The sequence below is a fragment of the Erythrobacter sp. A6_0 genome (genome assembly GCF_017744235.1).
Classification (GTDB): Bacteria; Pseudomonadota; Alphaproteobacteria; order Sphingomonadales; family Sphingomonadaceae; genus Qipengyuania.
On record NZ_JAGHQR010000003.1, the window covers coordinates 426,565 to 451,174 of the forward strand.

The 24,610-nt window shown below is 63.4% G+C and carries 24 protein-coding genes, 1 tRNA gene and 1 pseudogene; 15 read left to right on the top strand and 11 right to left on the bottom strand.

From position 1 onward, the window contains the following. Position 1 precedes the first annotated feature (1 nt). Together gpmA and J7347_RS10930 are read right to left on the bottom strand one after the other, a co-directional pair. Entirely contained in the window at positions 2-691 is a 690-nt protein-coding gene (gene gpmA / locus J7347_RS10925; RefSeq protein WP_209162046.1) for a 2,3-diphosphoglycerate-dependent phosphoglycerate mutase, read from the bottom strand. Positions 692-735: 44 nt separating this feature from the next. After that, positions 736-900 (bottom strand): hypothetical protein, encoded by a 165-nt coding sequence (locus tag J7347_RS10930; RefSeq protein ID WP_209162047.1) that lies wholly within the window; start codon positions 898-900, stop codon positions 736-738. 112 nt (positions 901-1,012) lie between these two features. Between J7347_RS10930 and J7347_RS10935 the strand changes: the two genes are divergently transcribed. Next, positions 1,013-1,087: transfer RNA gene (locus J7347_RS10935), tRNA-Thr, on the top strand. 110 nt (positions 1,088-1,197) lie between these two features. After that, a complete protein-coding gene (locus J7347_RS10940) occupies positions 1,198-1,620 on the top strand; it encodes a hypothetical protein (RefSeq protein WP_209162048.1) in 423 nt (140 codons plus the stop codon). Positions 1,621-1,659: 39 nt separating this feature from the next. On the opposite strand, the gene J7347_RS10945 is transcribed toward J7347_RS10940, so the two are convergent. From J7347_RS10945 to J7347_RS10965, 6 genes and pseudogenes are all read right to left on the bottom strand, one after another. Then, on the bottom strand, positions 1,660-2,028 hold the full coding sequence (locus J7347_RS10945; protein ID WP_209162049.1) for a hypothetical protein: 369 nt from the start codon (positions 2,026-2,028) through the stop codon (positions 1,660-1,662). Continuing rightward, on the bottom strand, positions 2,025-3,287 hold the full coding sequence (locus J7347_RS10950; RefSeq protein WP_209162050.1) for a hypothetical protein: 1,263 nt from the start codon (positions 3,285-3,287) through the stop codon (positions 2,025-2,027). Before J7347_RS10950 ends, J7347_RS10945 begins: the two co-directional genes overlap by 4 nt. After that, positions 3,287-4,696, bottom strand: a complete 1,410-nt coding sequence (locus J7347_RS13495) for a polysaccharide biosynthesis tyrosine autokinase (RefSeq protein WP_348521615.1) — start codon at positions 4,694-4,696, stop codon at positions 3,287-3,289. The genes J7347_RS10950 and J7347_RS13495 overlap by 1 nt, the downstream gene beginning before the upstream one ends. 504 nt (positions 4,697-5,200) lie before the next feature. Next, positions 5,201-5,509: pseudogene (locus tag J7347_RS13500) on the bottom strand (Wzz/FepE/Etk N-terminal domain-containing protein); the annotation flags it as partial. Between the two features lie 13 nt (positions 5,510-5,522). Next, a complete protein-coding gene (locus tag J7347_RS10960) occupies positions 5,523-6,143 on the bottom strand; it encodes a polysaccharide biosynthesis/export family protein (RefSeq protein ID WP_233999343.1) in 621 nt (206 codons plus the stop codon). Between the two features lie 158 nt (positions 6,144-6,301). After that, positions 6,302-7,687 (bottom strand): O-antigen ligase family protein, encoded by a 1,386-nt coding sequence (locus tag J7347_RS10965; protein ID WP_209162052.1) that lies wholly within the window; start codon positions 7,685-7,687, stop codon positions 6,302-6,304. A gap of 178 nt (positions 7,688-7,865) precedes the next feature. On the opposite strand from J7347_RS10965, the gene J7347_RS10970 reads away from it, so the two are divergent. From J7347_RS10970 to J7347_RS10980, 3 genes are read left to right on the top strand one after another with little or no spacing between them, the layout of a single operon-like run. Next, the gene (locus tag J7347_RS10970) at positions 7,866-9,035 is read left to right on the top strand and encodes an acyl-CoA dehydrogenase family protein (protein WP_067682376.1); all 1,170 of its coding nucleotides are present in this window, start codon (positions 7,866-7,868) and stop codon (positions 9,033-9,035) included. A gap of 44 nt (positions 9,036-9,079) precedes the next feature. After that, on the top strand, positions 9,080-9,562 hold the full coding sequence (locus tag J7347_RS10975; protein ID WP_067682373.1) for a PH domain-containing protein: 483 nt from the start codon (positions 9,080-9,082) through the stop codon (positions 9,560-9,562). Beyond that, on the top strand, positions 9,559-11,061 hold the full coding sequence (locus tag J7347_RS10980; RefSeq protein ID WP_209162053.1) for a PH domain-containing protein: 1,503 nt from the start codon (positions 9,559-9,561) through the stop codon (positions 11,059-11,061). The genes J7347_RS10975 and J7347_RS10980 overlap by 4 nt, the downstream gene beginning before the upstream one ends. Before the next feature lie 3 nt (positions 11,062-11,064). Here the strand turns inward: J7347_RS10980 and J7347_RS10985 are convergent, their stop codons facing one another. Beyond that, on the bottom strand, positions 11,065-11,370 hold the full coding sequence (locus J7347_RS10985) for a GNAT family N-acetyltransferase (RefSeq protein WP_209162054.1): 306 nt from the start codon (positions 11,368-11,370) through the stop codon (positions 11,065-11,067). 84 nt (positions 11,371-11,454) lie between these two features. On the opposite strand from J7347_RS10985, the gene J7347_RS10990 reads away from it, so the two are divergent. After that, on the top strand, positions 11,455-12,450 hold the full coding sequence (locus J7347_RS10990; RefSeq protein ID WP_209162055.1) for a beta-eliminating lyase-related protein: 996 nt from the start codon (positions 11,455-11,457) through the stop codon (positions 12,448-12,450). Continuing rightward, a complete protein-coding gene (locus tag J7347_RS10995) occupies positions 12,447-13,391 on the top strand; it encodes an EamA family transporter (RefSeq protein WP_209162056.1) in 945 nt (314 codons plus the stop codon). Before J7347_RS10990 ends, J7347_RS10995 begins: the two co-directional genes overlap by 4 nt. Here the strand turns inward: J7347_RS10995 and J7347_RS11000 are convergent. Continuing rightward, positions 13,388-14,176 (bottom strand): SDR family NAD(P)-dependent oxidoreductase, encoded by a 789-nt coding sequence (locus tag J7347_RS11000; RefSeq protein ID WP_209162057.1) that lies wholly within the window; start codon positions 14,174-14,176, stop codon positions 13,388-13,390. The two genes, J7347_RS10995 and J7347_RS11000, sit on opposite strands and share 4 nt — an antisense overlap. Positions 14,177-14,242: 66 nt before the next feature. Between J7347_RS11000 and pepN the strand changes: the two genes are divergently transcribed. The 8 genes from pepN to J7347_RS11040 all read left to right on the top strand — a co-directional run bounded on the left by pepN (position 14,243) and on the right by J7347_RS11040 (position 23,814). Beyond that, on the top strand, positions 14,243-16,897 hold the full coding sequence (pepN, locus tag J7347_RS11005) for an aminopeptidase N (RefSeq protein WP_209162123.1): 2,655 nt from the start codon (positions 14,243-14,245) through the stop codon (positions 16,895-16,897). Next, a complete protein-coding gene (gene pgeF / locus J7347_RS11010; RefSeq protein WP_209162058.1) occupies positions 16,890-17,564 on the top strand; it encodes a peptidoglycan editing factor PgeF in 675 nt (224 codons plus the stop codon). The genes pepN and pgeF overlap by 8 nt, the downstream gene beginning before the upstream one ends. A 246-nt stretch (positions 17,565-17,810) precedes the next feature. After that, on the top strand, positions 17,811-18,392 hold the full coding sequence (petA, locus tag J7347_RS11015; RefSeq protein WP_209162059.1) for a ubiquinol-cytochrome c reductase iron-sulfur subunit: 582 nt from the start codon (positions 17,811-17,813) through the stop codon (positions 18,390-18,392). Positions 18,393-18,419: 27 nt separating this feature from the next. After that, positions 18,420-19,712, top strand: a complete 1,293-nt coding sequence (locus J7347_RS11020; RefSeq protein ID WP_067683631.1) for a cytochrome b/b6 — start codon at positions 18,420-18,422, stop codon at positions 19,710-19,712. Between the two features lie 34 nt (positions 19,713-19,746). Beyond that, positions 19,747-20,592, top strand: a complete 846-nt coding sequence (locus J7347_RS11025; RefSeq protein ID WP_067683634.1) for a cytochrome c1 — start codon at positions 19,747-19,749, stop codon at positions 20,590-20,592. 78 nt (positions 20,593-20,670) lie between these two features. After that, entirely contained in the window at positions 20,671-21,207 is a 537-nt protein-coding gene (locus tag J7347_RS11030; protein ID WP_209162129.1) for an adenine phosphoribosyltransferase, read from the top strand. 112 nt (positions 21,208-21,319) lie between these two features. Continuing rightward, on the top strand, positions 21,320-23,182 hold the full coding sequence (locus tag J7347_RS11035; RefSeq protein ID WP_067683637.1) for a sodium:proton antiporter: 1,863 nt from the start codon (positions 21,320-21,322) through the stop codon (positions 23,180-23,182). Then, positions 23,179-23,814 (top strand): OmpA family protein, encoded by a 636-nt coding sequence (locus tag J7347_RS11040; RefSeq protein WP_209162060.1) that lies wholly within the window; start codon positions 23,179-23,181, stop codon positions 23,812-23,814. Before J7347_RS11035 ends, J7347_RS11040 begins: the two co-directional genes overlap by 4 nt. 55 nt (positions 23,815-23,869) lie before the next feature. On the opposite strand, the gene J7347_RS11045 is transcribed toward J7347_RS11040, so the two are convergent. Beyond that, positions 23,870-24,610, bottom strand: a complete 741-nt coding sequence (locus tag J7347_RS11045) for a 3'(2'),5'-bisphosphate nucleotidase CysQ (protein WP_209162061.1) — start codon at positions 24,608-24,610, stop codon at positions 23,870-23,872.

Below are 24,610 nucleotides of genomic sequence, written 5' to 3' on the forward strand. Positions count from 1 at the left end.
TTCAGGCATCCTTGAGATAATAGCGCTCGCCCGAGGGGCGCAGATCGTCGCCGAATTCGTAGACGATCGGCTGGCCAGTCGGGATTTCCAGGCCGGTGATTTCCTCGTCCGAGATGCCCGACAAGTGCTTGACCAGCGCTCGCAGGGAATTGCCGTGAGCGGAAATGATCACCGTCTCGCCCGCCGACAATTGCGGCAGGATCGCGCTCTCCCAATAAGGCAGGACGCGCTCGATGGTGAGCTTCAGGCTCTCGGTCGCGGGCACCGGGATACCGGCGTAGCGCGGATCGCCGGACAGATCGTATTCGCTACCCTTGTCGATCGCGGGCGGCGGCACGTCGAAGCTGCGGCGCCAGATATGGACCTGATCGTCGCCATGCTTCTCGCGCGTTTCCTGTTTGTCGAGCCCGGTGAGGCCACCATAATGGCGTTCGTTAAGGTGCCAGTCCTTGGTCACCGGGATCCACAGCCGGTCGCACGCCTCCAGCGCGAGGTTCAGCGTCTTGATCGCGCGGGTCTGGAGCGAGGTGAAAGAGACCGTCGGCAGCACGCCCTTGTCGCGCAGCAGCTCGCCCGCCGCTTTCGCTTCGGCCACGCCTTTTTCGGTCAGGCCGACATCCCACCAGCCGGTGAAGCGATTGGCGAGATTCCATTCGCTCTGGCCATGGCGCACGAGGATCAGTTTGGTCATCAGCTTGTCCTGGGTATCTGCGAAGAACGCGTGAGCGCCGCTCGTTAGCGTTCGCCCTCGGTTTTGGAAAGCGAAGGGTCCGATTCGCGCGCATCGTCTCCGATCGCGCGTGCCTGCGATTTGCGCCGCCTGAGGTTTTCACGCAGTTTCGCGGCGAGCCGCTCTTCGCGGGTCGCGGAGTCTCCGCCGGTGGTCTTGCCCTTCGTCATTGCGCAACCTTTTGCGGTTAAGCCTCGAAATCGCAAGCGCGGCTTGACTTTGGCGGGCCAACTGCCAATAGCGCGCGCCTCGCCACCGGGTAAATTTCCCGGCGGCCCGGACGCTGCTGTAGCTCAGTGGTAGAGCGCACCCTTGGTAAGGGTGAGGCCGGGAGTTCAATCCTCCCCAGCAGCACCATTCTCGCCGGACAAGAGGTCCGGTTGCTTTTCGGTCTGAGGAGAACGGACCTGTCGATCGCCAGGCTGAATTCGGTTTGGTAAGGTCGCCTGTTTTGCTAAACGGCTGCGATGATAAAAATTGCGCATTTTCCGGTATTGATCGCTTTAAGTATCGTCGGCGCCTGTTCGTCGAGCGAAGGTCCGGAAGAGAAAACGGAAACCTCGCAGCAGCGCACGTTTACAGAAGAGGATAAGCGCATCGCGCGTCTGCTGACGGTTGGCAGTGACGAGATCGACGAGTCCGCGTCTCCGCAATACCGTGCGACCCTTTGCAGCTTGGCCCTCCAAGCGATCGAGGGACGGATGCGTGGGGCCCTGTCCGACGAACAGCTCAAAGCCTTCGCGCAAGCGCAATCCTTGTACGATCAACGCGCGAGGGCTGGCGCATCGGCGGAAGATGCACAGCTTACGCGCGACGAAGTCGAAACGGCGTATCCCGACGAAAGCGACCGTGCGCGCTTTGCCATCGGCTGCCTGCAAGATTTAGCTTAGTCAGTAGAGGCCAGGGACGTGCTTCCCTGGCCAGCAAGTTCATCGCGGACGGCGACCGACCGCAGTGCGCGTTCTTGTCTGTGCGCGTTCGAACGGCGCCGTCGCGTTCGCCGTCGCGTCGTAATTGCGATCAACGCGGTTGCGCAGACGGTTCTGGACGCGATTCTCGATCCGGTTGTCGAGTCTGCCGAGCGGCTCGACGTTCGGCGCGACATCGTCTCGTGTCTGGCGCTGACCGATTTCTCCATTACCCGCATCGGCGGTGCGCGCCGTTTCGCCGAGCCCTTCTCCCTGACTTTTCGCTTCTGACTGGCGCGCACCGGGGTCGATTGGGAATGACTGCGCCAGGCAGGGTGTGGACAGAACGGCGAAAGACATCAGGGCGATCGTGGGCGCGAAAAGTTTCATGACAGGGGAATCAGCCTTGCTTTCTCGATCTGGCCGCTGACACCCATGATGTCGTCGGTCGATCGCGCTACCAACGTAAGGGTCTGGGATACGCATCCTGCGGGAACGTCGAATCGACCGGTAAAGCGGCCTGAATCTTGATCCGAATTAGGAAGCACAATGCGACCGAGTTCGCGTCCGTCCTGACAGGTCAGAGACCAATAAGGTCGTGATCGTTCAGGCTGATCGATCCCGCGGCTTTGCCCTTCGAGACGATACGGACCGGGGGGAAGCAACTGCGCCTGGCTGACAAGTGCGCCCCCGACACTCGGCGGAACCGAAAAATCGAGGATTCCACGATTTCCTTGTTGCAAGATCGCCGCGGAAAGACGCGTGTCGGTTCCCGTCTGCCAGTCGAAGACCGACTTAACCGCTGTATTGAGCGCAAAATTCGGGTCGCGCGATAGATCGCGGCGAGCTCCGGACCGAAAGGTCCGGTAATAGGCCCATGCTTCGCTACGCTTATTCTGTCCGAAAAGCGCGTTGACCAGATTGGCTTGTGCATCTTCGGACGCCTCAAGACCAATGGCGCGGCCCTCCCGAAATAAGGCTATCGCGCCTTCAGGCTCAATGCCGGTCTTCGCGATATAGCCGAGAAAACTATCCTTCCACACGGGATCGGAATCTAGGACGGGGAGCAGAGCAGCACGGATACGCGGTTCGGCCAGCGCAGCGGTCAGGGAAGGAAAGAGCAGGCCGAGCGCATCGTTGGATGTGCGCAGCGCGATATCGTAATTGCGCAAAGCGCCGGCGATATCTCCGCGAGCTATTGATTCTTCGATCGCCCACAGGCGGGGCCGCAATTCGCGCCGCGATATGGCGGTGGAATATGAGAAGATCCGGTCTGCTTGTGCCGTATCTCCGCGCAATTGGGCCTGGAAGCCAAGGACGGTCAGTGCATCGGCGGCCGTAGGCTCAGCGAGCAAAGCCTCTCGAGCCAGATTCGCGGGGGCGGAGTTCGCTTCCTTGACGGGTCTGCGAGTGAAGGAAGTCTGAGCATAATCGGCCAGAATGACGCCGTTGTCAGGCGCCATGAGATGGGCTTGCGCAGGATCGGCCTTGACGACGACATGGGCCAAACTGCTCGCGGTACCGATGTAACTCAGCACCGCAAGGCCGAGCGCCAGCCCGCCACGCGCAATCCATTCGCGGCTCGACCGCTTTGCCGAGCCGCCATCGCGGCTGCGCTTCCCAGAACTTTTGCTACCCCTTAGCGCCATCAGGCAGCCTTCGTGTCCGTATCTCGTCCGTAGCCATAGCCGTATTCGTAGCCATAGCCGTAATGAGCCTTGCGGGCTTCGAATTTGGTGAGCACGGCGCCGAACACACGGGTATGTGCCGCCTGAAGTCTTCCGAGAGCTGTCTTGACCTGTGTGGAACGGATGCCGTGCGACTCCACGGCATAGATCACACCTTCGACATGTCCCGCGATCAGCGGAGCATCGGCGAGTCCCATGACGGGCGGAGAATCGACGACGACGTGATCATACTTTTCGTGCAGACGATCGATCAGGCCCCGCATCCGGTCGCCGGTAAGCAATTCCGCAGCATTCGGAGGGATAGGCCCTGCGCTCATCGCGTCGATACCCAAATCGTCCATACGGAAGATCGAACCCGTGAAGTCTTCATCGCCTGCAAGAAAATTGCTCACTCCACGATCGTGACTGACATTGCCGAGATGATGCACCGAAGGCGAACGCATATCGCCATCCAGCAGGATCACCCGTTTGCCCGAACGTGCAAGCATGGTGGCCAGAGCAAGCGAAGTCGTCGACTTGCCTTCCGCCGGCCTTGTCGAAGTGACGGAGAAGGAGCGCGGAACGCCATGCTCGGTAGTGAAGGCCAGATTGGTCTGCACCGCTATGTAGGCATCGACCATTTCCGATTTGCGATCGAGCAGAGCATCGCGAGGTGTTTCGTCCTCATCCACTTTCGGCACCGTGCCCAGAAGAGGCAGGCCGAGGCGGCGCTGTACTTCCGACGGATCAGCGATCGCTTCGTCGAGCTGTTCGAGCGCGAGGGCGAGCGCGGCACCGATGCCGATGCCAGCGAGAAGCGAAACGAGCAGATTGATAAGCAGGCGGGGGCTCGAAGGGCGCTCCGGAACGTTGGCGGTATCGACGATTGCGATATTGTTGACGCCGACGCCTGCCGCGACGCCAAGCTCTTGGAAACGTTGCAGCAATCCATCGTAGAGTGCGCGGTTAGTATCGACCTCTTGCTGGTAGATATTGTATTGGATCGAACGACGGCGGACGTCGAGATATTCATCGGTGAGCGCGTTGACACGTTGTCGAAGCGCCTGCTCACGCGCTTCTGCCTGCTGGTATTCGGCTCTGACTGAACCTGAAACGCGCGATTCTTCACGAGCGATCGCCTGATCGAGAGCTTCGATCTGAGATTGAATGGCCCGCGCCTGTGGGTAGCCTGGCTCGAAGCGTATCATCAGATCCTGATATTCGGCGTTCAGTTCGGCGCGCCGTTGACGCAAATTGTTGATCGCATTGTTGCTCAGCGCTTCGGCCGAGCTTCCGCCGCCGCCTGCGCGCCGGAACCGCGCCTCCGCCGCGATACGATCGGCCGTGGCTTCATTCAGAGCGGCATTGAGGGATGCGAGATTGTCGACCACGATGGGGCGTTCTTGCGTATTCGTACCATCGTTGCCGCCTTCCGATGGAAGATTCACGATTTCCTGATCGGAAGCGTAAGCGACCAATTGTCGCTGCGATTCGTCCAACCGCTCCTTGTATTCAGTTAATTGGCGCTGCAGCGCATCGCGACCGTAGGATGTTGCCTGAACCTTGCGCTCCAGATTGGTCGTGATGAAATTTTCGGCCCACGAATTGGCGACTTCCGCGGAGAAAGCCGGGTCGGGGCTGGTCATGCTGATATCGACGAGGCGCGAGAGCCGGGTCGGGTTTATAGTCACATTGGTCAGCAGAATATCCGCTGCCTCGCGCTGACGTTCGGCCCTGCCTTCAGCGGAATATCGCTCGTTCGTAATTTCGAATGCGGGATCGCCGGAACCGTCGAAACCGAACATTTCGAAAAATTCCGGGTCGTCCACCAAGTTCAATTCGCTCGCCACGCGCTCGGCAAGAGAGCGTGCGCGCAGCAGGCCGTACTGGGTCTGGTAGAATTCCTGATCGGAAGCGGTCGCTTCGCGCTCGACACCCTCGATATTGGTAACGCGATCGGCTTCGCGGGAAATTTCAACCGTCGAGGTCGCGGTGTATTGTGGGGTCATCAGCAAGGTGACGATCAGACCAAGCAACACGCAGACAGCGATCGCGCCCAGGATCACCCAGCGCCAGCGCCGAGCGATCCGAAGATATTGCTCGAGTATCGACGGCCCAGTCTGCTCGGTGGGATTGGTATATCCTGGGGCCGAACCTTCAGGCGCGTTCCGAAACGGATCGGAATGGGAAGAAAGACTATTCATAAATCCGATCGAACTATTGCAACAATGCTATGACGGGAGAAGCGAGCAACGGCGCCACGCTAACGAAATCGCGGAACAGCCTGCGTTGAGGGCTGTCACCTACCACGACCAAATCATTCGCATAGAGTGCGGGATCTTCGTAAAGCCCGCGTCTGATAGCGCCGATATTGTAGAGCCCGGCAATCCGCTGCCCACCGACCGTGCGCAGAATAACCACATCGTCCTGATCGGCGAATTCGGTTAGGCCGCGAGCGGAGGCGACTGCGCGCAGCAAGGTCATCTGATTGGTGACCGGGTACAGACCTGGTTCGACGACCTGACCGTCGACGGTGACGACTTGGCTGACCGAACTCACGATATTCACTGTCACGTTCGGGTTGCGCACGTACCGGCCGGACAATTGGCTTTCGACGTCCCTGGCGAGTTCGGCCGGCGTCTTTCCGCCTGCATCAATGGTGCCGATGAGAGGCATTGCGATACGCCCACCAGCATCGACCTGCATTTCCCGGCTCAGCTCGGGAACTCCGAAGACATTCACCGTTATCGTATCCAATGGGCCTACCAGTGCGATCCGGTCCTCCGCCGCCAAATCGCCCCGATCGGGCGCTGGCAAAGCAGATTGACCATCGATCACCGTCAATCCCGGTGCCGACTGAATAGGCGGTGTCCCTGCGCAAGCTGTTAGCAGGCAGGCCGCCGCAGCCAAGCCAGTCAAATTTCGCATATAAATAGTCACGTCCGTTAGGAGGATATGGCGCGCTCGCTATAGATCGCACGTTCGGGAAGGTAAAGTTAAGGCCGTGGGCGATCTGCCGGATACGCATCCGATGATGAACCTGAGCCTAAGTGCAGCCATGCCGCCGCGATTACGAGCAGCGCCATTATCATTGGGGTCCGCGCCGGATAATCTGGAACGCTTGCGAGCATGATGAGCACCACGGCGAAAGCGCCCGGCAGCGCCAATCCTGCATTCTGCACTTTCCGTCGCCAAGTCCGGACTGCGGATATGCCTACCCAGATAATGATGGCCGCAAGCAGCACCGCTGAAAGAACTCCGCCGTCCAGAACGACTTCGAGCCAGTCGTTATGCGCATGGTTGAAATATCGCGGTTGCAACAATGCATCGACCTCCCCGATCCTGTAGGCTGGATCGAACGCACCAAACCCCGATCCGGCCGGGAAATAGCGCATAAGGGTCTCGATAACGGAAGGCAGGGCTTGTGCGCGCAGATCTTCCCCAGCGTTCGAAACGAAGACGCGATCGATCGATACGGCCCGGCCCAAGCTAAAGGATAGGGCTGCGGCACCGACGAGGAGGACGATCGCCAAACCCACCGTCGCACCCGCGGCCCATCGCGGCAAAGCTTGCAATTGGCGCTTCACCTCGTCGCGGTTGAAGAAAAGGCCTGCCACAATGGCTAAAGCAGTCAGCAAGACGCCCGCGCGAGAGCCTGTCGCCAGCGCCACAAGTAGAAAGAAAGGTAGGAGGGTAAAGGCGATGATCGCAGTCCACCGTGTAGCCCCTACGCCTCGGAAGCCCCAGAGCGGCGCAAGCAAGCATCCGATCGCCACGAAGAGGGCGAAATGATTGCGGTTAGCGAAGTTTCCGGAAACCGCAGCGTCCTGATAATTGATCAGCGGATTATCGAAATTCGCGCCCGAGAACTGTAACAGCGCCAGCAGGCTGCCCGCGAAGATCAAACCCAGCAGAATAGACGCAATCCGCCGGTGTTGGTCTCGCGTCAATTGCGCGCAGAGAACCAGGACGAGCGCGGGCACTACCAGCGATCCCAGCGCGTTCGCGGTTGCGCTGGGTGAAATCGACAGTGGTCGCCATGGTTGCGGCTGGTCGCTGACTTCGGCGGCACCTTTCAGCAATTCGCGGCCCGGCAGCGCGGTCCACACCTCGGGCGGTAGCGGCACAAGCTGCAGGAAGACGAGCAGGATCGCCAGCCCGAGAAAGATCGCGATCGGCTTGACCCGACGCCAATCGAAACGGGCCGAGAATAGAACGAAGACGATGAGGAAAATCCAGGCAAAGAACCGCACCACGGCCTGGCCTGAAACATCGGCCCGCGACGCACCGCCTGCGATCCAGAGAATCACCAGAAAGGCGCTGAGAAGCCAGAAGGACAGGCGAGCGCTGAAATCGGCCGAAGAGGTGGTGCTGCGGGGCATGCGCGCCGTCTAACGAATAAATTTCGAGCGGCAAAGCGGTGTCTTCCAATCGTTCCCGCCTGTTGGAACCGATTTCGTCTCAATCGCTCTTCAAGTGCGGAACCGGTCATCCGGACTGTCTCAAGCCTTCTCGACTTCGCCCCTCGTGAGCGGCATGGGCAGGGTGAGGGAGAGCATCATGGACTTTCGGCTTACCGAGCAGCAGCGCGAGCTTCAGGATGCGGCGCGCGCCTTTGCCGTTAAAGAATTGCCGGATCTGGCGCGCGAGATGGAGGCCAAGGACTTTCCCGTCCCCGATGCCATGGTGCGGCGCTATGGGGAGATGGGGTTTCTCGGCGTCAATCTTCCCGAGCAATATGGCGGGCTGGGGCTCGGCCATCTCGAAGCGCTTCTGGTGCTCGAACAGTTCGCCATGATCTCGAATGCAGTGGCGTTCCCGGTATTCGAAGCGCTGGTGGGGCCGGTGCGCACGGTCGATCGGTTCGGGTCCGGAGCGCTCAAAGAACGGATCATTCCTCAAGTCGTGAGGGGCGAAGCGACGGTGGCCGTGTCGATGTCCGAACCCGATGCGGGCACCGCGCTGACCGATCTTTCGACCCGTGCGCGCGAGGACGGCGACCATTACATCCTCGACGGAAGCAAGCGCTGGACCAGCGGCGCGGGGCACGCGCGCTATTATGTCGTCTATTGCCGCCTGTCCGACGCACCGGGAGCGAAGGGCGTGGGCGCGCTGCTGGTCGACAAGGACATGCCGGGCGTCGGTTTCGGCAAGCGCGAGGAATTGATGGGCTTTCGCGGCATCGAAACGCGCGACATCGCCTTCGACGCGGTGCGCGTGCCGCAAGACAATCTGATCGTCGGCGCGGGCGGGTTCGGGAAGCTGATGAGCGCCTTCGGCCTCGAACGCTGCGGCAACGCCACGCAGTCGCTCGGCCTCGCCGCCGGTGCGCTGGAGCAGGCGACCGCCTACGTTCAGGAGCGCACGGCGTTCGGCAAGCCGATCGTCGATTTCCAGGCGGTCCAGCTGCGGCTGGCGGATATGGCGATGCGGGTCGAGGCGGCGCGCCTTCTTATCTATCGCGCTGCGGCCAATGCCGAATATCAGGAAAACGGCCTTCCCAGCGTCTACGAAAGCAGCGTCGCCAAATGCTTCGCCAACGAGATTGCGCGTTCGGTGACTGCCGACGGGATGCAGGTGATGGGCGGCTATGGCTATCACAAGGAATACGGGATGGAGCAGCGCGTGCGCGACGGCTTCGCCTGGGGGATCGCGGGCGGGACCACCGATGTGCAGAAGACCAATATCGCCGCTTCGCTGGTCGGTCGGCGTTTCGACCAGAGGCGCTGAGACGCGTGTTGCCTGCGCCGGGTGTATTAGATAGATAGGACGCAATGACCACGCCCCCCGAGTTGACGCCTGCCGACCTCACTCCGCTCGACCCCGCCTATCGCACCGTGCTGCGCATCGTCGCCAGCATCTGGTCCGCGGTCTTCTTGGTCGGGGCGCTGGTGGCGGAATTTGCCGTTCCCGGCTGGAACGGCGTGTTCGTCATTCCGGTTTTGATCTTCGCCGCGCTGCTGATCCTGCGGGTGCCGCAGCGGCGCTGGTCGGCGCGGGGCTATGCGCTGGGCGAGGAGCGGTTGCGCGTGGTGCGCGGGCTGTTGTTCCATTCGGACACGGTGGTGCCGTTCGGGCGGGTGCAGCATATTGACGTCGATCAGGGCCCGCTTGAGCGAGCCTACGATATCGCGACGCTGACCGTGCACACGGCGGGCAGCCACAATGCGTCGGTCCAGCTGCCGGGCCTCAATAACGAAGACGCGCTGGCGATGCGCGAAACGATCCGCGCCGCGATCCGGCGCGACACGCAGTGAACGAGGCTGTTTTGTCCGCCGACGGCGAGGCCCGCCGGACCGATCCGCTCAGTTTCGCGGTGAGCGGTGTGACGCTGCTGGGCCAGCTGGTGATCCCGCTCGGCTTCCTGGCCTTTTCGATCTTTCGCGATGGCGAACTGGATGCGCTCGCTTACTTTCTGCCCATCGTGCTGGCAGTGATCGCGTTCAATTTCGCGCTCGCCTACGCGCAATGGTTGCGGTTTACCTACACGGTGAACCACGCGGATATCCGCGTCGAAAGCGGGCTCCTGTCGCGCACCGCACGCGCGGTTCCCTACGAGCGCATTCAGGATGTCAGCCTCGAACAGAAGCCGATCCCGCGCCTGCTCGGCCTGACGGAAGTGCGGTTCGAAACCGGGGCGGGCGGCAAGGACGAAATCACGCTGCGCTATCTTTCCGAAGCGGAGGGAGAACGTCTGCGAGAATTGGTGCGCAACCAGAAGGCGGGCGGCGCGCCCATCGCGGCGAGCGAAGGGGAGGACGAAGCGCCGGTCCTGTTCGCCATGGGGCCGAAGCGAGTGCTGACCTTCGGACTGTTCGAATTTTCGCTGGCGGTGGTCGCCGTGGTGGCAGGCGCGGTCCAGCAGGTGGATTTCCTGCTCGATTTCGACATCTGGGAATGGCGGGAATGGCAGCGATTGCTGGCAGGGCCGGGCGGCTGGCTGCTGGCGCTGGGCGTGGTCGGCCAGGTGATTGCCGGAGCGATCGCGATTATTGCGCTGCTGCTTCTTGGGCTGGTGACGGGCGTCGTCCGCACGGCCTTGCGCGAATGGAACTTCCGGCTGGAGCGGACGGATAAGGGGCTGCGCCGCCGCCGTGGGCTGCTGACCCGCACCGATGTGGTCATGCCGATCCACCGGGTGCAGGCCTTGCGGCTCGGGACGGGGATCGTGCGGCGCCTGTTCGGCTGGCACCGGTTGGGCGTGGTCAGCCTGGCGCAGGACAGCGGCGGCGCCAATCACGACGCGGCTCCCTTTGCGCAGATGGATGAGATTGCGCCGATCGTGCGCGAAACCGGTTTCCATCTTCCGGCAGGCGATGCGCAATGGCAGATGGCGTCTAAGCGCTACCGCGTGGACAGGGTGGCGATCGCCGCGCTGGTGCTGCTGCCGATCAGCGCGATTGTCGCGTTTCTCTTCGAGGAGCCGTTCTGGATCGCGCCGCTGCTGGTCCTGCTCTGGACGGCGGTGGTGGAAGCGTTCCACTTCCGCCACACGCAGAACGCGCTCGACGCGGATCAGCTCTATTCGCGCCACGGCTGGCTCTCGCCGAAGCTGGCGATATCGTCACGCGTGAAGCTGCAATCGGTAGAGATCGCACGCGGGCCGATCGCGCGGCGGCGCGGCTATGCGACGCTGCATCTGGGCCTTGCCGGCGGTAAACTCGCCCTTCCCGGCCTGCCGATCGCCCGCGCCGAAGAATTGCGCCGCGCCGTGCTGCAATCGATCGGTCGGCGCGATTTCAGCGAATTGCTCTGACCGTCAGTTTGCGGCTTTGAGCTCGCTCCATTCGGGATGGTCGCGAAACGCCTGCGCGACATAGCTGCAGGCGGGGACGATCCTGAAGCCTTCTTTCCGCGCATCGGCGATCAGCGCCTGGACCAGTTCCTTCGCAATGCCGCGTCCGCGCAATTCGGGCGGCGTGAAGGTGTGGTCGGCGACGCGCACATCGGCTCCGCGCGCCTGCCACGTCAGTTCGGCTTCCGCCTCGCTGTCGGCGACCTGGGCGACGTAACGGCCGCGCTGGCCCTGGTTCTCGCGGCTGATGGTGACGGCGGTTTCGGCCATGGATCGGTCTCCGTGTAGGGGTGGCGGGTAAAACGGGGAGGGGTCTCGCTTGCGCTCAACGCGCGCGGCTCTACAGGCGTTCCGATGCTCTTCCTGTCCGACAACGCCGCCTCCGTTCATCCGAAGCTGTGGGAAGCGATGCGCGCCGCCGACGGCCCCGATTCGCCCTATGACGGCGACGGGCACTCGCAGGCGCTGGACGCGAAATTTTCCGAGGTTTTCGGGCGCGATTGCGTCGCGCTGTGGGTGGCGACCGGGACGGCGGCGAATTGCCTGGCGCTTGCCACCCTATGCCAGCCGCATGGCGGAGTGGTGTGCCACGAAGAAGCGCATATCGAGGCCGACGAAGGCGGTGCGCCGGGCTTTTTCCTCCACGGGGCGAAGCTGATTCTGTGCCAGGGCGAAAGCGCGAAGCTGACGCCGCAAGCGGTGCGCGCCGCGATCGATCCGATCCGCGACGATGTCCACCAGGTGCAGCCGCATGCCCTGTCGATCACGCAGGCCAGCGAATACGGCGTTGCCTACCGGCCCGCCGAGGTGAAGGCGCTGGCGACGCTGGCCAGAGAGCGCGGTCTGGGCTTCCACATGGATGGCGCGCGCTTCGCCAATGCGACGGCCTATCTCGGCTGCTCGCCGGGCGAAGCGGCGGGGCCAGTCGATGCTCTGAGCTTCGGCTGCGTCAAGAACGGGGGAATGAGCGCGGAGGCGATCCTGTTCTTCGATCCCGCTCTGGCCGATGTCGCGAAATACCGCCGCAAGCGCGCGGGCCATCTTCAGTCGAAAGGCCGTTTCTTGGCGGCTCAACTCCACGCCATGCTCGACGGCGATCTGTGGCTCGAAAACGCGCGCGCCGCCAATGCTGCGGCGGCCGAGATTGCGACCAGTTGCGGCGAGCGGCTCATGCATCCCGTCGAAGCCAACGAAGTGTTCGTGACATTGTCGCCCGACGAGCGCGAAGCCTTACGCGCGCGCGGCTTCCAGTTCTACGATTGGGGTGCGGACGCCGCGCGCTTCGTAGCTGCCTGGAACACGCGAGAAGAAGATGCCTGCGCACTCGCCGACGCGATCGCCGCTCTATGAGCGCGGGATCGGACGATTCCACTCTCCTGACGCCGCGCAATCTCGGCGCTTTCCTGCTCGTCAGCGTGATCTGGGGCGGGACCTGGCTGGTGATCAAGGACCAGCTCGGCAATGTGCCCGCGCAATGGTCGATCACCTATCGCTTCGTGGTCGCATGTCTGGGAATGTTCGCGCTGGCGAAGCTGCGCGGCGAATCGCTGGCGCTCGCCAAGGGAGGGCAGCGTTGGGCTTTGCTGCTGGGCATCACGCAGTTCACGCTCAACTTCACCTTCGTCTATAATGCCGAACACTTTATCACGTCCGGCCTCGTCGCCGTGATGTTCGCGCTGTTGGTAGTGCCGAATGCGCTGCTGGGACGGCTCTTTCTCGGCCAGCGCATCACGCCTGCCTTCGTGCTGGGATCGGGCATCGCGGCGGTCGGCGTGGCATTGCTGTTCACGCAGGAATATCGCGCCTCGCCCGCGACTCTGGGTGAAGTGCTGCTCGGCGCGGGATTGACGCTTGGCGGCATCCTTTCCGCGAGCGCCGCCAATATCGCGCAGGCGATGGAGGGGGCGAAGCGCCAGCCGCTGCTGACGCTGCTCGCCTGGTCGATGTTGTGGGGCGTGGCGATCAACGCGGCGCTGGCATTCGTCACGGTCGGCCCGCCGAGCTTCGATCCGCGCCCGTCCTACGCCCTCGGCATCCTTTATCTCGGCCTGTTGGGGTCGGTGGTGACCTTCCCACTCTATTACGGTCTCGTCCGAAAGGTCGGGGCGGGGCAGGCGGCCTATACCAGTGTCATCGTGCCGGTCGTGGCGATGATCCTGTCCACGCTGTTCGAAGGATATCGCTGGGGGCTGTTACCCGCCGCCGGTGCCGTTCTGGTGCTGGGGGGCATGGTGGTCGCCTTGAAAGGCCGGGCGGCCGTTCCGCCCAGGCGGGCTACGCCGGAGCCTTAAGCCTTTGCGGCGAGAATCGCGGCCAGGCCTTCGCGATAGGTCGGATAAGCCGGTTCCCAGCCCAATACCCGCTTCGCCTTCCCATTGGCGACTCTACGATTCTCGGCATAGAAGCCGCGCGCCATCGGGCTGAGATCGGCTTCCTCCATCGTCTGGAGCGGCGGCGGCTCGCGGCCCGTCAGGCGGCAGGCTTCCTCCACCACCGCGTTCTGGCTGGTCGGAAGATCGTCGGACAGATTGTAGGCCCCGCTGGGCGCATCGCCTGCGATGGCCGCGATAACGCCGCTGACGATATCTTCGACATGCACACGGCTGAAGACCTGGTCCGGCATGTCGATCCGATGCGCGCGACCTTCTTCAAGCCGCTCGAAAATGCTGCGGCCGGGGCCGTAAATGCCGGGCAGGCGGAAGACCCGCGCGCCGCAATCGAGCCAGCGCGCATCGCATTCGGCCCGCGCGGTGCGCCGCCCTTCGCCCGTCGGAGACTGCTCGTCGACCCACGCTCCGTCGGCATCGCCATAGACGCCGGTCGAGGAGAGATAGGCGAGCCATTTTCCGTCCAGCAGATCGCCATAGCGATCGAGCACCGGGTCGCTATCGTCCGCGGGCGGAACGGAGGAGAGCACATGATCGGCGCGCCCGATTTCCTGCGCGACCGCGTCCGCATCCTCGAACGCGATGTCGCCCGCGCTGCCAGTGGCCGAAATGGTGAAGCCGCGTTCTTTCGCTGCTTGCGCGATCCGCGTGGCGGTGTAGCCGAGACCGAAAATGAACAAATGTGCCATCCTCGCGTTCTACCCGGGACTGCGCACAAGCCAAGATAATCCGAACCTTATGGAAATGCCGATATGATGGACATCGCCCGCACCCCCTCCACCGCCGATGGCAATCCCGAGCTGGCCGATGCCGCCATCCAGCCGCAATCGCCGCCGACGATCCTGCGCGAGGATTACGCGCCGTTCCCATGGCTGGTCCCGACCACGCGGCTGGAATTCGCGCTGGGGCTGGAAAAGACGCGCGTGACCGCCACGCTCGATGTCGAGCGCAATCCGGACGCCGAACCTTCGCCGACGATTCGCCTGAATGGCGATGGGCTAGAGCTGGTCTCGCTCGAATGCGACGGCGGCGAATGCGACGGGCACACGATGGACGGGGACGATCTCGTCGTGACGCTGCCGGGCGACAAGCACACCCTCACCATCGTGACCGAGCTGGACCCGAGCGCCAATTCGCAGCTGATGGGCCTTTACGCATCCGGCGGAATGCTCTGCACCCAATGCGAGGCGGAAGGCTTCCGCCGCATCACCTTCTTCCCCGACCGGCCCGACGTGCTCAGCACTTATACGGTGCGCATGGATGCGTCGGAAGAACAGTTCCCCGTCCTGCTTGCGAACGGCAACCGCACCGGATCGGGCAAGAGCGAGAACGGGATGCACTGGGCCGTCTGGCACGATCCGTGGCCCAAGCCCTCCTACCTCTTCGCGCTGGTCGCGGGCGATCTGGTGGCGCGCAAGGACAGCTTCACGACGAAGAGCGGGAAAGAGGTCGATCTCGCCATCTGGGTCCGCGATGGCGACCTCCAGCGGACCGAGCATGCGATGGAATCGCTGAAACGCTCGATGGAATGGGACGAGAAGGTGTTCGGGCGCGAATACGATCTCGACGTGTTCAACATCGTCGCGGTTTCGGATTTCAACATGGGGGCGATGGAGAACAAGGGCCTCAACGTCTTCAACACCAAATACGTGCTCGCCGATGCGGATACGGCGACGGATGGGGATTTCGACGCGGTTCAGGGCGTGATCGCGCACGAATATTTCCACAATTGGTCGGGCAATCGGGTGACCTGCCGCGACTGGTTCCAATTGTCGCTAAAGGAAGGCTTCACCGTCCTACGCGATCAATTGTTCAGCCAGGATATGGGCAGTGCGCCGGTCAAGCGGATCGAGGATGTGCGGATATTGCGCAGCGTCCAATTCCCCGAGGATTCGGGCCCGCTGGCGCATCCGATCCGCCCCGACAGCTATCGCGAGATCAGCAATTTCTACACCGCGACGGTCTATAACAAGGGCGCCGAAATCATCCGCATGATGCGCAGCATGGCGGGCGAGACGCGCTTTCGCGAAGGCACGGACCTCTATTTCGAACGCCATGACGGCGAAGCCGCGACCTGCGAGGATTTCATCGTGGCGATGGAAGACGGCGCCGGGCTCGACCTCACGCAATTCCGCCTATGGTACAGCCAGGCCGGCACGCCGAAGGTGAGCGTGAAGACCGCGCTCGAAGGCTCGACGGCGGTCGTGGAACTGACGCAGGACGTGCCCGCGACACCGGGGCAGGACGAGAAGCAGCCGATGCCGATCCCGCTGCGCATCGCTCTGTTCGATCGCGAAACCGGGGCGCATCGCGGCGAGAAGCTGATCGTGCTCGACGAAGCCCGTGCGCGTTTCACCTTCGACGGGTTCGACGCCGAACCGGTCCTGTCGATCAATCGCGGCTTCACCGCTCCGGTGCGGATCGAACGGGACATCCCGCGCGAGGATCTCGCCTTCCTCGCCGCGAAGGACGACGATCCCTTCGCGCGTTACGAGGCCTTGCAGGATCTCGTAGTCGGCCATCTGGTCGAGGCGGTGGGCGGCGGCCTGTCCGGAACCGATCGTGATTCGGCGCGGCAGGCAATCGCCGAAGCTGTGCGCGCCATCCTCGCCGACGAGACGCTGGACGATCAGATGCGCGGCGAATTGCTGATGCTGCCGAGCCAGACCTATCTCGCCGAACAGATGCTGGTCGCCGATCCGGGTCGCATCTTCGAAGAGCGCGAAGGGCTGAAGGCGTGGCTGGGCGATAAGCTGGCGAGCGAATTCAACGCCCTCTACGAACGCGCCGCCGCGGCCGATGGCGGGCGCACGGCGCAAGCCAGCGGCGCACGGAAGGTGAAGACGCTGGCCCTGTCCTATCTCGCCGCGTCCGACCCGAAGCGGGCCGAAAAGCTGGCATCGGACCAATACGATTCCGCCGACACCATGACCGATCGCCAAGGCGCGCTGATGGTGCTGAGCGGGCTCGAGGGCGCTGCGCGTACGGACCGGCTCGCGGCGTTCTACGAACGGTATCGCGACAATCCGCTGGCAGTCGACAAGTGGTTCGCGATCCAGGCCTCCTCGCTGCATCCCGACGTTCTGGACCAGGTGAAGGCGCTGGCGGACCATCCGGACTTCACCTTGCGCAATCCCAACCGGGTGCGATCGCTTTACATGGCCTTTGCAGGCACGGCGCAGGGCTTCCACGCGGAATCGGGCGAAGGCTATCGCATGATCGCGGACCTTATCCTGGCCCTCGATCCGATCAATCCGCAGACCGCCGCGCGCTTCGTCCCGCCGCTTGGGCGCTGGCGCCGCATGGAGCCGAAGAGGGCCGCGCTGATGAAGGAACAGCTCGAACGCATCGCCGAGGCGCCGAAATTGTCGCGCGACACCTACGAACAGGTTACCCGTTCGCTTGGCTGATCTGCTGACCAGCGCGGTTTTGGGCGGAGTGCCGCACGGGTTCTCGACCCGCGCGGGCGGCACTGCCGAGGATATCCTTCCCGACGCACCGCTGATCGTGGCGAAGCAGGTCCACTCGCCCGATGTCGCAGTCGTCGAGAAGCCTTGGCCGGGCGATCCGCCCGAAGTGGACGCGCTCGTCACAGCGACGCCCGGCCTCGTGCTCGGGATCGTTACGGCCGACTGTGCTCCGGTCCTTCTTGCCGATGCCGAGGCAGGCGTGGTCGGCGCGGCGCATGCCGGATGGCGCGGTGCCGTGGGTGACGAGAGGGGCGGCGTAATCGCCAACACCGTCGCCGCGATGGTGGAACTGGGCGCGCAGAGAGCTCGCATCGCGGCGGCCATCGGACCTTGCGTCGCGCAGGCAAGCTACGAGGTCGATGCCCCGTTCCGGGCGCATTTCGACGGCGAAGATGCGCGCTTCTTCGCGCCGGGGCGGGAAGGTCACTGGCATTTCGACCTGCCCGGCTATGTCGCGGCGCGATTGCGCGAAGCAGGTGTCGAGCAAGTCGAGGCACTGGGGCGCGACACTTATGGCGAAGAGCGCGACTTTTTCAGCTTCCGCCGCGCCTCGCATCGCGGCGAGCCCACCGGGGGGCGGCAGATTTCGCTCATCGCGCTCGCCTAAGCGTGCCGTAACGGTAGCGCGCACTGCGCCGCAACTTGCCTAAAATGGCGGTTGGCAAGGTGTGACATAGCGTTTACAGGCCGCGCTAACCGGCAATGTCGGGGCGCGGCGCGCCCTTCGCATGTGTGGCGCGAATTGACCTTTTCGAGGGGGTGACCCCGCAGGCGATTGGCGCTTTGGGCCGGAGGGGCAATCCGTCCGGCATCCGCCGGACGCGCGAAACGAGACGAGACAGGCAACGCTCTGATGGCAGATACCGCTGCAACCACCGCTGCAACCACGGACACGCAGGTCGAGACCGCGACGGGCGAATTCCGTCGGCGCGACTTCATCAATGTCGCCGCGATCAGCGCCGCCGGCGTCGGTGGGGCGGTCGTCCTGCTGCCGCTGATCAGCCAGATGGCACCGTCGAAGGACGTGCTCGCCGAAAGCACGACCGAGATCGACGTATCCGCGATCGAGCCGGGCCAGGCGATCAAGGCGGTCTTCCGCAAGCAGCCGCTCTTCGTGCGCCGCCTGACGCCGGAGGAAATCGCCGAGGCGGACGCCGTGCCGATCGGCGATCTGCGCGATGCCGAGACTCTGGCTGAGCGCACCAAGGAAGGGCACACCGACCTTCTCGTTACGATGGGCGTGTGCACCCATCTCGGATGTGTGCCGCTGGGCGCTGCCGAAGGTGAGAACAAGGGCGAGTACGGGGGCTATTTCTGTCCCTGCCACGGCTCGCACTACGACACGGCGGGCCGCATCCGCAAAGGTCCGGCGCCGACCAATCTGCTGGTGCCCGATTACGAGTTTTCCACGGACACGACGATTCTCGTCGGCTGAGGCTGAGGACGGACTGGAAGAGAGATCATGAGCTTTCCCTGGGCGAAACAATACGAGCCGAGCAACGGGCTGACCAAGTTCCTCGACGAGAAGCTGCCTGTGCCGCGTCTGGTCTACAACGCGGTCGGTGCCGGTTATCCGGTGCCGCGCAACCTCAATTATATGTGGAATTTCGGCGTTCTCGCCGGGTTCTTCCTCGTGCTCCAGATCGTCACCGGCGTGGTCCTGGCGATGCACTACGCCGCCAATGCGAGCGTGGCCTTCGCGACGACCGAACATATCATGCGTGATATCAACTGGGGCTGGCTGATGCGCTATGCGCACGCCAACGGCGCCAGCTTCTTCTTCGTGGTCGTCTACATCCACATTTTCCGCGGTTTCTATTACTCCTCCTACAAGGCTCCGCGCGAAATGATCTGGTTGCTGGGCGTCACCATCTTCCTGCTGATGATGGCGACCGCGTTCATGGGCTATGTGCTTCCGTGGGGCCAGATGAGCTTCTGGGGCGCCAAGGTGATCACCGGCCTCTTCAGCGCCATTCCTCTTGTCGGCGAGCCGATCCAGGTCTGGCTGCTGGGCGGGTTCGCGCCCGACAATGCCGCGCTCAATCGCTTCTTCTCGCTGCACTTCCTGCTGCCGTTCGTGATCATGGGCGTCGTGATCATGCATATCTGGGCGCTGCACATTCCCGGTTCGTCCAACCCGACGGGCGTCGAAGTGAAGAGCGAGAGCGACACCGTGCCCTTCCACCCGTATTACACGGCGAAGGATGGTTTCGGCCTGGGCATCATCCTGCTGATCTTCTTCACGTTCGTCTTCTTCCTGCCGAACGTGTTGGGCCATCCGGACAATTATATCGAAGCGAACCCTCTTTCGACGCCCGCACACATCGTGCCGGAATGGTATTTCTATCCGTTCTACGCGATCCTGCGTGCCTTCACCTTCGACTTCATCCTGCCGGCAAAGCTCTGGGGCGTGTTGGCGATGTTCTCGGCCATCCTGCTGTGGTTCTTCCTGCCCTGGCTCGACAAGTCGCCGGTGCGCAGCGGCCACTATCGCCCGCTGTTCCGCAAGTTCTTCTGGTTCGGTCTGATCCCTTGCATGGCGCTGCTGTTCTATCTGGGCGGTGCGCCGGCCGAAGAACCCTATGTCATGCTCAGCCAGATCGCGACGGCTTACTACTTCATCCACTTCCTCGTGATCATCCCGATCGTGAGCCAGATCGAGAAGCCCGAGCCGCTGCCTTATTCCATCACCGAAGCGGTGCTGGGATCCGACAAGAAGGCCGTGCTGGGCGAAAACACCCAGCCCGCGGTCTGACGCGACGCAACGCTACGAGAGAGAAGACTTTCGCATGATCCGCATCATCGCCATCCTCGTCGGCCTGGGTTTCGCCGTCGTCGCGCTCGTCTCCTTCGGCGTCGGGGCCTACACCGCCGCGACCGATGACGCGCCCGACACGCACCTGCCCTACAAGCATCCTCAGGACGTCAACTATTCGTTCGATGGACCTTTCGGCACGTGGGACTACGGGCAGCTTCAGCGCGGCTACAAGGTTTACAAGGAAGTCTGCTCGGCCTGCCACAGCCTCAAATTCGTTGCCTTCCGCAATCTCGGCGAACTTGGCTACACCGAAGCGCAGGTAAAGGCCGAAGCGGCGACCTGGACCGTGCCGGGTATCGATCCGAACACCGGCGAGGCGAGCACGCGCCCGGGCGAACCGACGGATTACTTCCCCAAGCCCTATCCCAATAACGTGGCGGCTGCGGCGGCGAACAATAATGCCATTCCGCCGGACCTTTCGCTGATGACGAAGGCGCGGGAAGATGGCACGAACTACGTGGCTTCGCTGCTGGTCGGCTATCAGCCCCCGTCGGAAGAATTGCTGGAAGAGCATCCCGAAGCGGCGCCGGGACCGGGCCTCTATCACAACGTCTACTTTCCCAACATGAACCTCGCCATGGCGCCCCCGCTGACCAGCAACGGACAGGTGACCTATGACGACGGAACCGAGGCGACCATCGGCCAGATGGCGACCGACGTGGCGGCCTTCCTGACCTGGACTGCCGAACCGACGCTGGTGAAGCGCAAGCAGACGGGTTGGCCGGTGCTGGTCTTCCTCCTGTTCGCGACCATTCTCGCCTGGTTCTCCAAGACCCAGATCTGGTCGGCGGTTAAGCCCAAGAAGACCAAGGCCTAAACCGGTCTCCTACCCTCATTCATCCGGCCTCTCGCGCTTTGCGGCGCGGGAGGCCGTTTTGTATCCGGCGCGCGTATGCTGACACCTTCCGACCTCAAGGCGCTGGTCCGCACCGTTCCGGACTTCCCGGCAGCGGGCGTCCAGTTTCGCGACATCACGACGCTGATTTCCGATGGCGCAGGCCTGAAGGCCAGCGTCCACCACCTCGCCGCCCATGCGCGCGGGGCGGGGGCGCAGGCGATCGCGGGCATGGAAGCGCGCGGCTTCATTTTCGGGGCGGCAGTCGCGATCGAACTCGGCATCGGCTTCGTCCCCGTGCGCAAACCCGGCAAGCTGCCGGTCGAAACGATCGGGATCGATTATGCCCTCGAATACGGGTCCGACCGGCTCGAAATGGATCCGGGCGCGGTTCTCAAGGGCCAGCGGGTCGTCCTGGTCGACGATCTGATCGCTACCGGAGGAACGGCCTGTGCGGCGGCCAGCCTGTTGCGCCAGGCGGGTGCGGTGGTGGACGCCGCGGCATTTGTGATCGACCTGCTGGACCTCGGCGGGGCGGCCCGTCTCGATGCGATGGGCATTGCAGTGTCGGCCCTGATGGACTTCCCCGGGGATTGATGCGCGGGCTCTAAGCCGCGCCGAATAAACCACTTTCTCCTTGCATCCTCTCACCTGTGCGGGTTCAGTCACGCCGAGACGAGCACCAATCGGGGGCAACACGGCTCAGGCCATGGAAGAACAAGCGATCGTCATCGCCCTCGTGGGCATTTTAGGCATCGGTTCGCAATGGATCGCGTGGCGGACCGGTTGGCCTGCCATCGTCCTGATGCTTGCCGCAGGCTTCCTGGCCGGACCGGTTTTTGGCCTGTTCGATCCCGAACACGCGTTCGGCGAACTGCTCGAACCAATGGTGGCGGTGGGCGTCGCGCTGATCCTGTTCGAAGGTGGCTTGAGCCTCGATTTTCGCGAACTGCGCCATTCCGGCCAGGCTGTATGGCGGCTCGCCACGGTGGGCGTTGTCGTGGGTTGGTTCCTCGGGGCGCTCGCCGCGCATGAGATTGCCGGCCTCGTCTGGCCGGTGGCCGTGCTGTTCGGCGGCATCCTCGTGGTGACAGGCCCCACGGTCGTCATCCCGCTCCTGCGCCAGAGCGCGGTCCAGCAGCGTCCTGCGACGATCCTGAAATGGGAAGCCATCGTCAACGATCCGACCGGCGCGCTCTGCGCGGTCATCGCTTACGAATATTTCCGCAAGGTCGCGGAAAGTCCCGGCGCCTCGCTGATCGAGGTGGTTCCACCGCTGATCATCGCCGCCGTCCTCGCCGGGCTGATCGGCTACGTTGCCGCCGTCATAATAGCGTGGTCCTTTCCGCGTGGGGCGGTGCCGGAATATCTCAAGGTTCCGGTGTTGCTGACGGCGGTGATCGCCGTGTTCGTCGTCTCGAACATGATCGAACACGAAGCGGGCCTCGTCGCGGTGACGGTTATGGGCATCGCGCTCGCCAATATGAACGTGTCGAGCCTCAGGAGCATTCATCCCTTCAAGGAGAACATCGCGATCCTGCTCGTCTCGGGCATTTTCATCGTGCTGTCCGCTTCGCTCAAATGGGAAGATCTCTCCTATCTCAACTGGCGCTTCGGCGCGTTTCTCGTGGCGCTGCTGTTCCTGGTCCGTCCGCTGACGATCATCATCAGCCTGCTGGGCAGCTCGATCCCGTGGAACGAGCGGCTGTTCCTCGCCTGGATCGCGCCGCGCGGGATCGTGCTCGTCGCGATATCAGGCCTGTTCGCGCTGCGCCTTGCCGAACTTGGCTTCGGCGACGGCAACGTCCTCATCGGCCTCAGCTTCGCCGTGGTGGTCACGACCATCGTGGCACACGGCTTCACCATCGATCTCGTCGCGCGTCTCCTCAAGGTGAAGGGCCAGACCCGCCCCGGCCTGCTCATCGTCGGCAGCACGCCCTGGACGGTCGCGCTGGCGGAACAGATGCGCGATCTGAAAACGCCGGTGACTGTAGTCGATTCCAGCTGGCAACGCCTCGCGCTCGCCCGCCGCAAGGGCGTTTCCTATTACCACGGAGAGATCCTGAACGAGGCGACCGAGCACAATCTCGATCTGAGCCCTTTCCAGACGCTGGTCGCAGCAACCGATAACGAGGCCTACAACACGCTCGTCTGCAACGAATTCGCGCACGAGGTCGGGCGCGATTCGGTCTATCAGCTGGGCGAGGCGGGCGACGAGGACGACCGCCACGCGTTGCCCGAAGCATTGCGCGGCCGCGCGCTGTTCGAATCGGGTTGGGGCGTGACCGAGGTCAGCGAACGCCAGCAACAGGGCTGGGTCTTCCGCAAGACCAAGCTGTCCGAGGAATTCGATTTCGAGGCCGCCCAGGCGAAGCTGCCCGATGGCGCGCACATGCTGCTGCTGCTGCGCGACAATGGGCGGATGCGGTTCTTTACCCACGCGGCCCGGCCGGAACCGCGTGCAGGCGATGTCATCATCAGCTTCTCGCCACAGGCGCGTACTGCGGAAGACACCGCGGCCAAGAAAGCCCAGAAGAAAGAGAAAGGCGGGCCCAAGCCCGAACCAGCATGATCGACCCGTTCGCGCACGTCCCATCGCATCGTATTCTCACCGGCCTCGCTCTGGCGCTGGCGCTTGCCGCCTGCGGATCGGACGATACGCGCGAACCGGCGCCAGAGCCCAGCTCGACTCAGACGGGCGCGCAGAATTCGATCATTCGTGACGATCTGGAGGATACCGCGCCTCTGCCGCCGCCGCCTCTGGCGCCGCTCGACGCGCGGATCGGCTTCCCCGAAGGCGGAGCGGAGCTGTCCGAATCGGCGACCGCCGATCTCGACACCCTGCTTCAGTCGCCCCAGATCGAAGAGGGCGGTCCGATCGTCCTGCGCGCCCACAGCGATGCGGGCGGGCCGGGCGACGCCAACCAGCGCGCATCGCAATCGCGCGGCGAGGCGGTGCGGGACTATCTGGTCGAAAACGGGATCGACGAAGAGCGGATCACCATTATCGCCTTTGGCGAACAGAACCCGATCGCGCCGAACGCCAATCCGGACGGTACTCCGAACGAGCGGAACCGCGCCGCCAATCGCCGTGTCGAAGTGCATGTCGCGCTTCCCGGTGCGTCGGAAGAAGCCGCCCCCGAAGAGATCGAACAGCCCGAGCCGACGATCGCGGAGAACCTTTCGCGAGCGACTGCGGATTGAGGCTTCGACAGCGAATGGCTTCAGCCGGAAGCCACTCAAACCGACGTTAGCCGGACTAGCTGATAGCGCCGAGAATGCCGTCCGCCAGATCGGGTCGGCAGATCAGCAGATCGGGCAGATAGGTGTCACGCGCGTTGTAGCGCAGCGGGCTCCCGTCGAGACGCGAGCAGTGCAGTCCATATCCGAGCGCCACCGCGACCGGGGCGCAGCTGTCCCATTCGTACTGCCCGCCGGAATGCAGATAGATTTCCGCTGCGCCGCGCACCACGGCCATCGCCTTCGCGCCGGCGGAGCCCATCGGCACGATCTCGGCATCGACTGCCGCCGCCGCCTTTTCGGCTTCTGCCGGAGGGCGCGAGCGGCTGACCACCATGCGGGGGCGACACGTCGTCGGATCGCAGGCGATCGGTTGGTCGGATCGCAACACGCGCTGGCCCGCCATACCCGGTAGCGCAACCGCGCCGAGATGCGCCGCGCCATCAACGGCGAGGCCCACATGGACGGCCCAGTCCGGCCGCCCCTCGCCATATTCGCGTGTCCCGTCGACCGGATCGACGATCCAGACGCGGCTTTTCTCGAGGCGCTCGGGCGTGTCGTGCGTTTCCTCGCTCAGGATGCCATCGTCGGGACGCGCGTCTTTCAGCGCCGCCATCAACAGCGCGTTGGCGCGTCGATCGCCTTCCTGGCCGAGCGCGCGGCCTTCGAATTCGCCCTGTGCGCGCAGATCGAGCAGCAATTCGCCCGCTTCCCGCGCCAGACGGGCGGCCAGATCGCCATCGGTTTCGTGGCTTGCCAT

Coding starts and splice junctions, on each gene's coding strand:
- J7347_RS11045 (WP_209162061.1), bottom strand. CDS start 24,610: ATGGCAAGCCACGAAACCGATGGCGATCTGGCCGCCCGTCTGGCGCGG.
- J7347_RS10970 (WP_067682376.1), top strand. CDS start 7,866: ATGGACTTTCGGCTTACCGAGCAGCAGCGCGAGCTTCAGGATGCGGCG.
- J7347_RS11025 (WP_067683634.1), top strand. CDS start 19,747: ATGATCCGCATCATCGCCATCCTCGTCGGCCTGGGTTTCGCCGTCGTC.
- J7347_RS10940 (WP_209162048.1), top strand. CDS start 1,198: ATGATAAAAATTGCGCATTTTCCGGTATTGATCGCTTTAAGTATCGTC.
- petA (WP_209162059.1), top strand. CDS start 17,811: ATGGCAGATACCGCTGCAACCACCGCTGCAACCACGGACACGCAGGTC.
- J7347_RS11020 (WP_067683631.1), top strand. CDS start 18,420: ATGAGCTTTCCCTGGGCGAAACAATACGAGCCGAGCAACGGGCTGACC.
- J7347_RS11040 (WP_209162060.1), top strand. CDS start 23,179: ATGATCGACCCGTTCGCGCACGTCCCATCGCATCGTATTCTCACCGGC.
- J7347_RS10950 (WP_209162050.1), bottom strand. CDS start 3,287: ATGGCGCTAAGGGGTAGCAAAAGTTCTGGGAAGCGCAGCCGCGATGGC.
- J7347_RS10965 (WP_209162052.1), bottom strand. CDS start 7,687: ATGCCCCGCAGCACCACCTCTTCGGCCGATTTCAGCGCTCGCCTGTCC.
- J7347_RS10985 (WP_209162054.1), bottom strand. CDS start 11,370: ATGGCCGAAACCGCCGTCACCATCAGCCGCGAGAACCAGGGCCAGCGC.
- J7347_RS11000 (WP_209162057.1), bottom strand. CDS start 14,176: ATGGCACATTTGTTCATTTTCGGTCTCGGCTACACCGCCACGCGGATC.
- J7347_RS10995 (WP_209162056.1), top strand. CDS start 12,447: ATGAGCGCGGGATCGGACGATTCCACTCTCCTGACGCCGCGCAATCTC.
- J7347_RS11035 (WP_067683637.1), top strand. CDS start 21,320: ATGGAAGAACAAGCGATCGTCATCGCCCTCGTGGGCATTTTAGGCATC.
- pepN (WP_209162123.1), top strand. CDS start 14,243: ATGGACATCGCCCGCACCCCCTCCACCGCCGATGGCAATCCCGAGCTG.
- J7347_RS10975 (WP_067682373.1), top strand. CDS start 9,080: ATGACCACGCCCCCCGAGTTGACGCCTGCCGACCTCACTCCGCTCGAC.
- gpmA (WP_209162046.1), bottom strand. CDS start 691: ATGACCAAACTGATCCTCGTGCGCCATGGCCAGAGCGAATGGAATCTC.
- J7347_RS10930 (WP_209162047.1), bottom strand. CDS start 900: ATGACGAAGGGCAAGACCACCGGCGGAGACTCCGCGACCCGCGAAGAG.
- J7347_RS10990 (WP_209162055.1), top strand. CDS start 11,455: ATGCTCTTCCTGTCCGACAACGCCGCCTCCGTTCATCCGAAGCTGTGG.
- J7347_RS10945 (WP_209162049.1), bottom strand. CDS start 2,028: ATGAAACTTTTCGCGCCCACGATCGCCCTGATGTCTTTCGCCGTTCTG.